The sequence below is a fragment of the Syntrophaceae bacterium genome, assembly GCA_013177825.1.
Taxonomy (GTDB): Bacteria; Desulfobacterota; Syntrophia; order Syntrophales; family PHBD01; genus PHBD01.
In genome coordinates this window covers 523230-536460 of the sequence record JABLXX010000002.1, presented here as the reverse complement: position 1 = coordinate 536460, position 13231 = coordinate 523230, and the positions used below count along the sequence as shown (strand labels likewise).

General features: G+C 58.7%; 5 protein-coding genes. 3 read left to right on the top strand and 2 right to left on the bottom strand.

Features of this window, described 5'->3' with window-relative positions:
* Positions 1–8: 8 nt before the first annotated feature.
* Positions 9–260, bottom strand: a complete 252-nt coding sequence (locus tag HPY65_07160) for a hypothetical protein (protein ID NPU84252.1) — start codon at positions 258–260, stop codon at positions 9–11.
* 249 nt (positions 261–509) lie between these two features.
* On the opposite strand from HPY65_07160, the gene HPY65_07155 reads away from it, so the two are divergent.
* The 3 genes from HPY65_07155 to HPY65_07145 all read left to right on the top strand — a co-directional run bounded on the left by HPY65_07155 (position 510) and on the right by HPY65_07145 (position 4198).
* A complete protein-coding gene (locus tag HPY65_07155; GenBank protein ID NPU84251.1) occupies positions 510–2447 on the top strand; it encodes an MBL fold metallo-hydrolase in 1938 nt (645 codons plus the stop codon).
* Between the two features lie 64 nt (positions 2448–2511).
* Positions 2512–3522 (top strand): hypothetical protein, encoded by a 1011-nt coding sequence (locus HPY65_07150; GenBank protein ID NPU84250.1) that lies wholly within the window; start codon positions 2512–2514, stop codon positions 3520–3522.
* 382 nt (positions 3523–3904) lie between these two features.
* Entirely contained in the window at positions 3905–4198 is a 294-nt protein-coding gene (locus tag HPY65_07145) for a GYD domain-containing protein (GenBank protein ID NPU84249.1), read from the top strand.
* A gap of 118 nt (positions 4199–4316) precedes the next feature.
* Here the strand turns inward: HPY65_07145 and HPY65_07140 are convergent, their stop codons facing one another.
* Positions 4317–12914, bottom strand: a complete 8598-nt coding sequence (locus HPY65_07140) for a cyclic beta 1-2 glucan synthetase (protein ID NPU84248.1) — start codon at positions 12912–12914, stop codon at positions 4317–4319.
* Positions 12915–13231: the final 317 nt, after the last annotated feature.

Genomic DNA, 13231 nt, shown 5'->3' with positions numbered 1-13231 from the left:
GCCGCCGGTCACATGCGCAACGACCATGAATCCGACTCTGCCTCGTAGCGTAGAAGGCAGATGCGGCCGTCCGTGGTCTTCACCTTGAAATAGTTGACGACGGCCCTGCCGTTATCCAGACCGCCTTCATACCAGCGATCGGAGATTTCGAGTATCTCGCGGCGCTCCCCTTCACAGGTGAAAGCGACGGGGCGCTCATTCGCCTTGAAGCCGCTGTAGCACTCCACCGAAATTTTCCTGAATTCCGAATCCGCCGTCATCCGCATCCCTGCCGATTCCGTCATGGAAAAGTCATATCCGTCCGGATTCTCCTGACGATACAGCCGTATCTCAAATCACTACATCACGTATCCGATCAAGCATCAAGCCCGTTAGGCCGACTCCGGCCATTTGCCCTTGCCAGCCCGAGAGAAATGGGTCAGATTTATTTTTAAAATGCAAAAATAATCTGACCCATTTCTTTCCCTCGGAGACCGGCCATGAAAAGAATTGCCGAAATCGTCCTCGTGATGGCCCTTGCAGGTTTCATCACCGGTTGCGGCGGAAGGTACTCCGGCATCGGCGGAGCGGCCGTCGATGCCACGCCCTTCACGATGAAGGCCAACGAGCGGTTTGCTCAGTCGCTGAAGCTGGACGACCCCAGGGACATCGAGGACGCGAGTCGCGGCTTCATCGCCCGCCCAGACGGAAAAATCACTACCTCGACGGGAGACGTTCTGATCGATTTCGACGACTTCACCTTTGTCGTGGGCAAGGCACCGCCAACGGTCAATCCGAGCCTCTGGCGGCACGCAATCCTCAATTCCCGGATCGGCCTGTTCAGGGTGACGGAGGGTGTCTACCAGCTGCGCGGTTTCGACATCGCCAACATGACGCTGATCGAAGGCAACACCGGCTGGATCGTGGTCGATCCGCTGACCTGCCGCGAAACGGCGGCCGCGGCGATCGCCTTTGCACGCAGGCACCTGGGCGACAAGCCGGTCTCGGCGATCGTCATCACCCACAGCCACATCGATCATTTCGGCGGCGTCCTGGGCGTGATTTCCCCCCGGGAAGCGGCCGAGCGAAAGATCCCGGTGATCGTGCCGGAGGGCTTCATGGAGGAGGCAACCAGTGAAAATGTCCTGGTCGGACCCGCCATGGGGCGCCGATCCTCCTACCAGTTCGGCAAAGGCCTTACGCGCTCCGTGAAAGGCTTGGTCGATACCGGCCTGGGCAAGGCTGTGGCATATGGCCATTTCGGCATCCTGCCGCCCACCCGGATCATCCGGCAGTCCAGGGAAGGGGTGGTCATCGACGGCATCCGGTTCATTTTCTACAATGTGCCCCAAACGGAGGCACCCGCGGAGATGACCTTCCGGCTTCCCGATCGAAAGGCTTACTGCGGCGCGGAGATTCTCCAGCACACCATTCACAATCTCCTGCCGGTCCGCGGCGCCAAGGTCCGCGATTCCCTTCGCTGGGCGAACTTCCTGGACGAGGCGGTCCAGGAGACTGCCAGCGACGAGGTTTTCTTCGCCCAGCACAACTGGCCGGTGTGGGGGCGGGAGCGAATCGCCAAACTCATCGCCAAACACCGCGACGTCTACAAATACACGCACGACCAGACGGTACGCCTCATCAACGCCGGCCACACGGCACGCGAAATCGCCGACATGGTGAGGCTTCCCGCGTCACTGGAGTCCTTTCTCTCCGCGCGTGGCTACTACGGCGACCTGCGGCACAACATCAAGGCCGTCTACCAGTTCTACATGGGCTTTTACGACGGCAACCCCGCGAATCTGAATCCGCTGCCTCCCGAGGAGTCGGCCAGGCGCTACATCGACCTGATCGGCGCCGACAAGGCCATCGCGGCAGCGCAGGCCGCATTCGACGGGGGGGACTACCGTTGGACAGCGGAGCTGCTGAACCATGTTGTCTTCGCGCAGCCCGGCAACAGGACAGCCATCGACCTGCTGGCGCGCACCTATGACCAGATGGGCTACACGGCCGAAGCGGCCACCTGGCGCAACAGCTACCTGACCGCGGCCGATGAGCTGCGTCACGGCTCCCCGAAGAAGGGTATCGATCGCAGCTACGCCCTGGATCTGCTCGGTCAGACACCGGTCGAGCGCTTTCTCGACGCCATGGCCGCCAGCCTGAACGGCCCCGCCGCGGAGGGAAAGGATCTCAAGATCAACCTGGTGATATCCGATACCCGGGAATCCTTCGTGCTCTGGATCGAGAATGCAGTCTTGCACTACAGGAAGGCAGCACCGGCGGCCGATGCCCACGCGACGCTGACCCTGACGAAGGAGATCTTCATCGGGATGACGGCCGGCACCGCCGGAGTGAAGGACACGCTGATGAGCAAGGACCTGAAGATCATCGGCAGCACGATCGACCTGATTCGCTTTTTCGGTCTGTTCGACAAGGCGCCCGGCACCTTCGCCGTCGTAACGCCCTGAACCATTTGCGACGGTCGGACATCAAAAACAGGTCAGATTTTCCGCTGGAAGGGAGACATCGACCATGGAGACGGACCGGAACAGCGCCAACCGGACCCGCTACCGGCCGGGCCAAACGAAAGGACACTACGAGAGCTTCTTTCAGCGGGCGAACCATCCGTCCCGCCCCCTGGCCTTCTGGATCCGCTACACCATTTTCAGCCCCCAGGACCGCCCCCAGGATGCCATCGGCGAGCTCTGGGCCGTCTATTTCGACGGCGAAACCGGCATCCACATCGCGGTGAAGAAAGAAGTGCCTGTCCGGCAATGTGTCTTCGGTACGGAGGCATTGTCGGTCAGAATCGAGGATGCCCTTTTGAATGATGATGGACTGAAGGGCGAGGCGGCCTCCGGCGGCCGGCGGATCGCCTGGGACCTCCGGTTTTCAGGGCAGATGGACCCGCTCTTCCTGCTGCCGCTCAACTCCTACGAGGCCGGCTTCCCCAAGGCGAAAAGCCTGGTGGGGCTGCCCATGGCGATCTACAACGGGTTGCTCGACGTGGACGGCCGGGAAGTCGCCGTCGACGACTGGGTCGGCAGCCAGAACCACAACTGGGGAAGCAAACACACGGACCAGTATGCCTGGGGCCAGGTGGCGGGCTTCGACACCCATCCCGACAGCTTCCTGGAGATCGCCACCGCGCGCGTCAGGATCGGCCCGCTCTGGACGCCTTACCTGACGCCGCTCGTGCTCCGCCATCGGGGAGAGGAGATTGCCCTCAACAGCTTCCGGCAGATGTTCCGCACGCGGGGCCGGTTCGATTACTTCACCTGGAACTTCCGGGCGGAGACGGACGCCATCCGCCTGGAGGGTACAATCTCAGCGCCCCGGGAGGCCTTCATCGGCCTGAACTACTACAACCCGCCGGGCGGCAGCAAACACTGCCTGAACACCAAGATTGCCTCCTGCGAACTCAACATCACGCGCGGGTGGAAAGCCGGGGGCACAGCCGCGGAAATCCTTTCCACCAGACACCGGGCCGCCTTCGAGATTCTAACCGACGACAGACGGCACGGTATCGAGATCAGCGCTTAACAGCGCCGTCGGGAAATGCAGGTTTTCAATTTTCAGCAAATACAAGTCGCACCGGACGACAGACAACATATCCATTGACACATAAATTGCGTCCTCATATAATCGAAAACACTCAAATTATGGCTCCACAGCCATGCATCTTTGCCTGTAAGCAGAAACATCGTGCAGGAACGTCACATAAAAAACCCATGGAGGAAACGGTTATGGCAAAGTCACAGGATGCACAAAAATCCGAGAAGAAAAAACCACTGAAAACGGCAAAAGAGAAGAAACAGGCAAAGCGGGAAAAGAAAAAAGGCTGAAAAAGCAAAACCGTGATGGATGGTGACGACTCCTTTTTTAGGTAGACCTTCAAATGCCAGCATAAAGGAGGGATTGCAACATGCCGATCTTTATGATGTTTGGGAAGTATTCGACAGATGCGATCAAGAAGGTTTCACCGGAACGAACGAAAAAGGCCATCCGAATTATCAATAGAAATGGCGGAAAAGTCATCTCCATGTATGCCGTGTTAGGAGAACACGACCTTGTTTTAACGTTGGATTTTCCCGATGTAGAAAAAGCGCTGTCAACCTCCGTCGCGTTGAATGAACTGACGGGGATCACTTTTGTCACGTCACCGGTGGTTGATGTGGAAAAGTTTGATAAATTGGTATCTGAAATCAAAGATATGTAATTTCTTTCTAACACAACCGGAGATCAAACCTTCCCAACAGTAGTCCTTATTGACGGAAGGGGCAATCCGGCAAGAGGAAAGTGCGCCAGGGAACAGCAGGCAGACGATGGCAGCAAATTTACACGGGACTGAGACGAACTGGCGCCACGACTAATTCCACGAAATGTTCGACATGATCGTCCGTCAGGGGAATCGTCTGCGCCCGCTGCACGATCCCGTCAACGGTCACGCGCCCTCCATCTTCGCCTGTTTTTCTCTGAATGACATTTATGTGATAGGTGGTCTCCCGATACCGATAATGCACGACGAAGCCCTCCCACTCTGCGGGGAGACAGGGCTCGACATGCAGTTTGTCCACTTCAAGTCTGAGCCCCAGGAGTGATTCCGCCATCAGCCGGTACATCCATCCGGCTGCTCCCGTGTACCACGTCCATCCGCCTCGACCCGTATGGGGTGGAACTGCGTAGACGTCTGCCGCGACAACGTATGGCTCCACTTTGTAGGTTCCGATCCCGTCAGCGGATCCCCCATGATTCACAGGGTTGATCATGGCAAGGAGCTCCCATGCCCGCCTGCTGTCACCCATGGCAGCGAAGGCCATGGCGGCCCAGATGGCCCCGTGGGTGTACTGCCCGCCATTCTCCCGGACACCGGGAACGTACCCCTTGATATAACCGGGATTCAAATCCGACTTGTCGAAGGGCGGGTCAAGAAGCTGGATCAACGCGTGGTCCCTGCGCACAAGGTGTTTATCCACTGCATCCATTGCCATTTGAGAGCGCGCGGCACTCCCTGCCCCGGACAGGACGGACCAGCTCTGAGCAATGGAATCAATCCGGCATTCGGGATTACCCGCTGATCCGAGGGGCGTGCCGTCATCGAAGAAAGCCCGGAGGTACCACTCGCCATCCCAGCCATGCTTCTCGATGTTCCGGCTAAGCTTTTCCGCTTCGCTCTCGCAACGTTCGGCGAATGGCGAGTCTCCGCGCAGGCGCGCAACTTCCATAAACCGCTTGAGTACGTCATAGAGGAAGAATGCGAGCCAGACACTTTCGCCTTTGCCGCCTTTGCCCAACATGTTCATGCCGTCATTCCAGTCACCGGAACCGATGAGCGGCAGGCCATGGTCGCCAAACCTGAAGCCCATCTCGATAGCCCGGACACAGTGATCGTAGAGACTGGCCTTTTCTTCAGATCTGCCCGGCAGATCGTAATAGGAGTCCTCCTCCGCATTGACCAGGCGTCCCTTGATGTAGCCGACGGGTTCATCCAGCACGCCGGTATCTCCGGTGGTTAAAACGTAGCGGCACGTCGCCAGAGGCAGCCAGAGAAAATCATCCGAGCAATGGGTGCGCACGCCCCGGCCCGAGGGCGGATGCCACCAGTGTTGGACATCCCCCTCAGAAAACTGTCGGGATGCACTGAGGAGGAGGTGCTCCCGTACGAGGTTTGGCTCTGCATGGGTGAGGGCCATCCCGTCCTGCAACTGGTCGCGGAAGCCAAAGGCGCCTCCTGACTGGTAGTAACCGCTTCGCCCCCAAAGACGGCAGGCCAGGGTCTGGTACAAGAGCCAGCCGTTGGCCAGAACGTTGAAGGATGGGTCGGGTGTTTCCACCTGCACGACACCGAGGGTTCGGTTCCAGTACTGCCAGACTGCCTCAAGGGCAACGCGTGCAGCAGCCGATCCCCGGAAGCGCTGTGCCAGGTTCTCGGCATCATCGGCATCCTGGCCCGCGCCTAACGTGAATACGATCTCTCGCTCTTCCCCGTCCGCCAACTCAAAGGCCACCTGGATCGCACTGCAGGGATCCAGAGCGGCCCCCACCCGGCCGGAAAGCCGTGACCGCCCCATGGCAGCCGGATGAGCGAGTGTTCCGTTACGCCCTATAAATTCGGTCCGGTCTCCGCTCACGGTCCGAGCTGCATCGTCCACGTTGAAAAACGCCGCCCGGTTCCCGAATTCAGTATGGTAAGGGTTCCGTGCAAAGAGGGCACCGCTTTGATGGTTGATCTCGGTTATAACGTGCATGGCTGATTTGGGCCTCAAATCTCCCAGCACCCATTCCACATAACCGGTGGCGGAAAGGCGCCGCGACCGGCCTGAGTGGTTGCGCACCTTCAACACCGTGAACTTGACCGGCGCATCCAGGGCCACATATACCCAAACCTCCGTGCTGATACCCCGCTCCGTGTGCTCGAAGACGCTGTAGCCGAATCCGTGACGGGTGACGTACGGTGTGGCTCCGCGGCTGGGCAGCGGCATGGGGGACCAGAAATGGCCGCGGTCTTCATCGCGAACATAAAAGGCTTCGCCGCTCGAATCGCTGACCGGATCGTTGTCCCAGGGAGTGAGGCGGAACTCGTGGGCGTTTTCTCTCCAGGTATATCCAAGACCGTTTTCCGAGACGACGGTTCCGAAATGCCGGTTCGCCAGCACATTCACCCATGGTGCCGGCGTCACCTGTCCGCGGGCAGTTGAGATGATATACTCCCGGCCGTCAGGCGTGAACCCTCCCAGCCCGTTCCCGAACATCAGGTCCTCGCGAACCTTTGCCGCTATTGCCGGGGCCTCGCCCCGTGTGGTTCGAGGCGGCATGGAGGCCGGCAACATGCCTTCCGTAAGGCTCGTCTGCTTTAAGTGATCCAAGAGCGTTCCCCTGCGATCATTGATAATGATGCGGGAAACTGCCTGGAACAGGAGGCGATCCTCTTTTGATATCTGGCTGGAAGGTCTCACGAATATTCCACCCGGTCGATCGGTCGCGTTGACTTCCGTACCGACGGCGACGAGCCGCATGATCTGCTCATGAAGGAGTTGCCGGTAACCCGCCTGATCTTCGTTCCAGATGACCAGGTCCACCGCCAGTCCTTTAAGACGCCAGTAGGCGTGGGCCTGAACAAGCTGTCGTACAAGGTTGATGTTGGCGGAATCTTCGATCTGCAGAAGCACGAGGGGAAGATCGCCGGAAATTGAATAGCCCCAGAGGCCGGATTGGCCGCGACGATTTTTCATGAGGATGTCCGGTCCGGCACGCAGCGACGAATTTGCGTACAGGACAGACGCGGCCAGACGTCCATAAAGCTGCGCGTCGGCTTCCGTGGCATTGATCTGCCGCAACAACACCTGGCTATGGGTCCACGCCAGATTGAAGACACGATCGGCAAGATGCCGGTCCTGGTATTTCCCGACAAGGTCCATGCAGGTATTTCGTGTTTCGGCGATCCCGGTGACGATGATGATGGTTGCCGATTCTTGCGGATCGAGGGTTATTGGATATCGGATTGCGACAATCGGATCGAGCACGGAACCCTCGCTATCCGAGAGTCCTGCGGAACGTCTCATCGCTTCCGGATCGGCAACGGTGTTTCCGCGACCGATAAACCGCATGCGGTCCGTTTCATAAGAGACTTCCCCTGTTTCGGCCCCGTGCACCGCCATGAGATGGAACATCCATGGCGACTGTTCCTCCAGGGAGCGGGGCCGGCGCGTGCAGAGGATGGCCGTCTGTTCGCGAATGATCTCGGTCTGAACAAAGAGATTGCTGAAGGCCGGGTGCAGCGCGTCCTGAGCGGATGATGCCAGGACGACTTCCGCATAGCTTGTCACTTCGATCGTTCTGCTTGTCCTTGCCCGGTTCGTGATGGTCATCCGGCGCAACTCGATGTCATCCTCCGGCGAAACCGCAATTTCCGTATGGGTGTGGAAGTCCTGATCCAGACGACGAAACTCCGCCCGTCCTTCCGAGAATACGGCCTCGTACTGCCGCGAGACCTTGAGCACGGGTTGGAAGGTCGTTGACCAGAAAACTCCGGTTGCGAGGTCTTGGATATAGCAGAAGGCGCCCCAGTTATCGCGGGTGCTGTCTTCGCGCCATCGCGTTATCGCCAGGTCTTTCCAGCGGCTGTACCCACCGCCCGCGTTTGTGATCATCACGTGATATCTGCCGTTCGACAGCAACTGCACTTCCGGTATCGATGTGTCGGGACTCTTGTAGACGCGGACCGGCATCTCTTCTGCATCATGTGAGGCTGTCTGCACTTCGGCAAGCTCGGTCGTGTGCGAGTAGAACGCCGTGGCCTTGGGAACCCGCTCCTGAAGCAACAGCATAGCGGCCTGAAACGAGGGGTCCGACTCGAAGCGTCGCTGCATGGGGCGGTTCTGGAGCAAGGAAGCCAGCGACAGGAGACTCATGCCCTGATGATGGGCCATGAAGGACCGAACCACCGCGCTCGATTCTCCCCTGGGAAGATGTGTCGGGGTGTAATCAATCGCTTCATAGAAACCGTACTGCCCCTCGAGCCCCCGTGCGGCGAGTGTCTCGAGATTGAGGCAGGCCTTTTCCGGCGCCACCATGAGCGCCAGCGCCGTGGCATAGGGAGCAACGACCAGATCTCCGGCAAGACCGCGTTTGAGCCCCAGGCCGGGCACGCCAAAAGGGCCATACTGGTAATTGAGATGACCGTCGATCGTGTTGTGGCCGGATTCCGAAACACCCCAGGGTACCCCCCGCTTTTTCCCATACTCGATTTGCCTTGCGACAGCCGCCTTGCAGGTCTCGTCGAGGAGTGTCTCTTCATAGGCGGGCATGACGAGGAGGGGCATGAGATATTCGAACATGGAGCCGTTCCAGGAAAGGAGAATCGGCTCTCCCGCGGCCGTTGTCAGGAGCCGTCCCAAGGCAAACCAGCTTTCCTGCGGCAATTTTCCCTGGGCAATGGCGACAAAACAGGAGAGTCTCGCTTCCGATGCCAGTAAATCATAGTAACTCTCGTCCCGCCGGTTTTCACTGATGTTGTAACCGATGGCCAGAAGATGGCGAGTCTCGTCATAGAGGAAGTCATAATCAATGAGGGCAAGCGCATCGCATTGTGATGCCAGGTCGTCGATGACGGCGATTCTCGCTCCGGCCCGGGTGCCGGCCTCCTCGATGGCTCTCGAAAGCTTATCAAACTGCTCCCGCTCATCCGGCACCTTGGCGTGCAGGTCTGCCACTCCCGGCAGTAACGTCTTGTCAAAATCGGCCAGTCTGCGCAGTGTCGGAATATCGCCGAGGCCAGGAATGTCGGCGAGCACCCGGGAAGGAAGCAAAAGGGCGGTCCATGGCGCGAGAAAAGTCAATTCATCGAGGGCCGCCCGGCATTGGCCGGCAAAGGCCCTCATCCACCATGCAGCCTGGCTCTCAGCAGGATCGGCGTCAAATTCATGTGCCACGTCCAGGGCAGACGCGGTGACGTCAGAGAGCCTCTCCCATGCTGCCTGGCACGTATCCGGCGGGGAGATGCACGAAGATGCCAAATCATCCCTTATCTGAACAAGCCGGGCCGGAATGGGGTCCCCGGCGACGTCCATGAGAACGTTCAGCGTATCGAGGAGCCCGTCGAATACCTTTGCCCCCATGATCTTCTCATTGGGGAGTTCCGTGAGCCCGGCCCGCAGCGTTAACAAATGGGCTGCGAGATTTCCGCTGTCCACCGTCGAGACATACATGGGCAGCAGCGGCTTCAGGGATTCCGTGTCATACCAGTTATAGAAGTGCCCTTTGTGGCGCTCCATCGATGCCATTGTGCGGAGTGTATCCAACGTGCGTTCGATGAGCTCCCCTGCGGAAAGATAGCCGAAATCCCAGGCGGATAAGTTGGCAAGGAGGGCCAGCCCCATGTTGGTCGGTGACGTGCGATGGGCAATCTTGGCCAGCGGCTGTTCCTGGTAGTTATCGGGGGGAAGCCAATGATCAGCCGGGCCGACGAACGTTTCAAAGAAATGCCACGTCTTTCTGGAGATCTTTCTCAGAAAGATGATCTGGTCGGCGGTGAGCTCTGCTTCCCGGCGCTTGAGCGGCTCACTCATCAGCCACACAACCCCGGGAGCCACAAACCAGAGGCAAAGCACGGGCAAGGCGACAACCAGGGCCTCCGGCCTTGTCATGGCGAGATCGATCGTCACGGCAACGGCAATGGCCGGGCAGATCCACATCGTCCGGAAAGAGGCAGCAAGGCCTTTCCGGCTCTTGCGATCGGAGTCGCCCGAAGGGTTCCATTCGAGAAGCCGCTTCTTCGCAACCAGCAGACGCCAGATGGTGCGTACAACAGCGTCCATACTGAACAAAGCTTCATAAGGCAGACAAATAAGATTAAATGCAGCCTGGCCCATGTTCCTGGCGCTCCCGCGCATAGCGGCGAGCAGGTGCTGACCGGGAAGGACATCGCCCGGCTTCTGAAGGAGATCCACCAGAGTGTTCATCAGGGAAGGGATCACGATGATGCCCAGCACCGACAGGGTCCACAGCCAGGGCATGGGCAAGACGGTCCAGCCTGCAAGAAGCAGGAGCGTCAGCGCCAGAGGCGAAATGCTCCGCCGGAGGTTGTCGAAAATCTTCCACCTGGAAAGCAGGGAGAGAGGATTCTTCTGAAAACGTGCATTCGGGCCGGGGACACCCGGCAGGATCCAGCGGAGGAGCTGCCAGTCCCCGCGAATCCAGCGGTGCCTGCGACTCACGTCAGCGTCGTAGCGAGAGGGGTATTCCTCATAAAGCTGAACATCACTCAGAAGGCCTGCCCGCGCATGGCACCCTTCGATCAGATCGTGGCTCAAAATCCGGTTTTCGGGAAAACGTCCCCGGAGAGCCTGTTCGAACGCATCCACCTCATAGATGCCCTTGCCGATGAAGGATCCTTCTCCGAAGAGGTCCTGGTACACATCGGAGACGACGCGGGTATAGGGATCGATGCCTGCATCACTTCCCCACATGCGGGCATACCGGGAACGGTTCGCCCCGGGCAGGCTGACGGCCACGCGCGGCTGAAGGATGCCGTATCCGGCACACATACGTTGCCTGTCTTCATCGTATTGCGGACGGTTCAGCGGGTGTGCCATGGCCCCCACGAGCTGCCGCGCTGTATCACGGGGGAGTTGTGTATCCGTGTCGAGGGTGATGATATATTTAACCTTTTCCAGTCCTTCCGTATCGCCGACGATGAGCGAAAAGCACTCTCTCGAGCCGCCACGCAGAAAGGAATTCAGCTCCGCAAGCTTCCCCCGCTTGCGTTCGTAACCCATCCAGATATGGTCCTGGGGATTGAAGCGGCGTGGACGATGGAAAAGGAAAAAGGTGTCGCTTTCTGAAGTTCTGTATTTTTCGTTCAGCCCCTCGATTCCCTGCCGGGCCAGCAACAGGAGCGGCTGATCATCAGGCAGTGATTCATGGCCCGCATCCCGAAAATCGGTGAGCAGGACAAAACGCAGGTTCTCGTCGCTGTTTGCCAGGTACCGGACCTCCAGTGCCTCCAGCAGGTGCTCGATGTTTCCGGCACTTGTGATCATGGTGGGAACCACGACAAGGGCAGACGATTCGGGAGGAATCCCTTTGGAGAAATCCATTCGGGGAAGCGGACGAGGTGCCACAACGCGTGTCGCAAGCCAGTTCACCATGGCTGTCGCCAGCTGGCTGACACCGAGCAGGGAGACGATGCCGATCAGCCATACCCAGGGGCCGCGTAACCCGCCGGAGTGGGCCTCTGCAAGCAAACATCCGGTGAATATCGCCGTGAGTACACTGATCGTGCCCAGATAGCAGGACAGGGGAAATCGGTGAACGACCCTTCGAATCGTGTCAGTGGGAGACAGACGCACCCCTGCATGCACTTCAAGCAGAGCCAATCCCTTGTCCATCAGGTAAAAGCCGACATGATTCTCCCGATCGCCGCCGCCGGCCGTACCCTTACCCTTTCCGGCAAGGTGGATCGCGGCGCGCGCCACCTCGATTTCGGACAGCAGGCTGCTCTTCGTGATCTTCTCCACAACGTGACGGTATTGATCGCGAGTGGCGAAATCCATTCTCGCGTACACACCGGCAGGGTCCTCGCGGAGGGTCTGCTCGACCTTGCTCATCGTTTCGACGAATTTGCGCCAGTCCATGGCGCCCAGGAAGCGGAGGCTGCCGATGCTGTTACTGATGGAAAGCTGATCTGCCGCTTGCTGCTGATTCTCCGACTGTACCAACTGTTCAATCGTCAGACTTGACTCGGAGAGTTGCTGCTCAATCCACGTGAGGGGCAATGCAAGAGCGGGCCCCTGACCCTGCAGACGGCGTGCAAGCTCCGCCACGAAGGAACTGACCATGGGAGGCTTTGAACGTGCCATGTCGGCAATGACCAGGATCAGGTTCTTCGGGTTTCTCAGGGCGGTCTCGGTGATCCGGTCGGCCCAGTAATCGGCATGGTTCCGATCGGTCCTGCGGGCGGCAATCCTCGTTGCCACGCGCCGGAGGTTCTCGATCAGCGCCAGGCGGAGCATGATGGGGATGGCCCATAACTCACCCAACTCCAACATGGTGACCGTCTGATATGCGGTCACGAAACTGCTGAGGCTCTCAGGATCCACCCGACCATCGCCATGAGAGATCGTCTCCAGGGCAATGTCATATACACGGGGGAACCCCCTTGACGGACCCTTTTTCAAGCGGGGCAGTCCCTTACTGTAGCCCTTGGGAAGGTGTCTCCTGGCCGTGCGAATCTGTTCTTCGATCAGGTAGAAATTGTCGAGGAGCCATTCTCCTGCCGGTGTAATCCTCCTGTTTCCTTTCACGGCCTCTGTGAGCAGGTCTCGAACTTCATGGAGGATGCCTTCATTCTCATCGAGACGCGTCAGCAATTGCTCGGGGGTATGGCCTGTGCCCAGCGCGTGTGCTGCGGCAAGGGTCTTGCCGTGTTGCTCCATCTGAACGGTACTGAATAGCTCCGATCTGAGGGGCGGCTCATCCCCGACGCGCGTATGCGGCGGACCTTTTGTGTGGAGGGGGGGCCTTGACAGGCGCAGACTTCCGATAATGGTCCTGCTGAGGGACGCCAAGTTGAATATCTCCTTGTTGTGAGGTTACGTTCAGATCAACCAGACTGTGAATGTGGCAGCGTCCTGGACTCCCGCTCCTCGTTGATCACGGGTGTACTGGTGTAAAGTGGGCACATGTCACTTTTTATCTTTATATATAGTCTATCCGCTTGATGGGTGACTTACCAGTGTTATTATCAGATGAC

Bases quoted from the DNA above. Each gene is read 5' to 3' on its own strand.
- HPY65_07160 (NPU84252.1), bottom strand. From the start codon at position 260: ATGACGGCGGATTCGGAATTCAGGAAAATTTCGGTGGAGTGCTACAGC.
- HPY65_07155 (NPU84251.1), top strand. From the start codon at position 510: ATGGCCCTTGCAGGTTTCATCACCGGTTGCGGCGGAAGGTACTCCGGC.
- HPY65_07150 (NPU84250.1), top strand. From the start codon at position 2,512: ATGGAGACGGACCGGAACAGCGCCAACCGGACCCGCTACCGGCCGGGC.
- HPY65_07145 (NPU84249.1), top strand. From the start codon at position 3,905: ATGCCGATCTTTATGATGTTTGGGAAGTATTCGACAGATGCGATCAAG.
- HPY65_07140 (NPU84248.1), bottom strand. From the start codon at position 12,914: ATGGAGCAACACGGCAAGACCCTTGCCGCAGCACACGCGCTGGGCACA.